This window comes from Lachnoclostridium sp. An14 (assembly GCF_002160755.1).
Classification (GTDB): Bacteria; Bacillota; Clostridia; order Lachnospirales; family Lachnospiraceae; genus Lachnoclostridium_A.
Genome location: NZ_NFLE01000088.1, coordinates 1 through 786 on the forward strand (window position 1 = coordinate 1; position 786 = coordinate 786).

Consider the following 786-nt stretch of genomic DNA (forward strand, 5'->3'; position numbering starts at 1 on the left):
TGGGCCCAGAACAGTTCAATCGCTGGGAAATAAAAGGTAAGGATACATTTTGAAGAACCATTCGCAGAAAGAACCGTGTCCATTTCCCAAAAATCCAGTTCATCCGCATGGCTGTCTTTGAAGTCCTTATAAGTACGCCCGATAAAAATCTCCTTATCCAGGATCTGTTTGTTATGGGTAGCCCTTTTTTTGAACTTAACTTTCCGTTTCAAATCCACATTTCTGGTCAGCAGGAGATTTTGGTCAATGTAGTTGTATAGGGTTTTTACTGAAATCCCCAATTCAGGATGGTTGGCAAGGATCATATATGGGGACTGCCCCTGCTGGATCAAAGGTCTTACCGTACCGTTGAGAGCCCGGAGTTCCTTTGGTGTCAGGTTCACCCCGGAACGGGCCGCAGAGAGGAGCTCCTCATAATGCCTCTGGGCGGTTTTGGCATTGTAATCGTACTTTGTATGGATGGGACATTTATGCCGTGGTTTATCACATCCATTACAGACGAACGGGGCTTTTTCGATCCGGGGGCAGTGCTCCCTTTCGAATTTGGGACAGACGTTATTGCATCTGTGGCAGGAGCGGCAGAGAGTATCGCAGAGGATGAGTTTCCCACAGGCGTTTGTTTTTTTGCAGTGATAACGATGGACACAGAAGTTATAGGGATTATTATAACTTCCCCTGTTCCATGAATTCACAATCCGGTGTTTCCAGACTTCCCGTGAGATGGTAGAGGGATCCTTGCAGAGATACCGTGCGATTTCCCGGAACGATCTCTGCTCATTGAGAGAC

The 786-nt window shown here is 46.8% G+C and carries 1 protein-coding gene and 1 pseudogene; both read right to left on the reverse strand.

Annotated elements, in window-relative coordinates:
• On the reverse strand, positions 1-692 hold a 692-nt coding region (locus B5E84_RS20505), incomplete at its 3' end, for a transposase (protein WP_479684475.1).
• 24 nt (positions 693-716) lie between these two features.
• Positions 717-786, reverse strand: a pseudogene (locus B5E84_RS21530) (helix-turn-helix domain-containing protein); the annotation flags it as partial.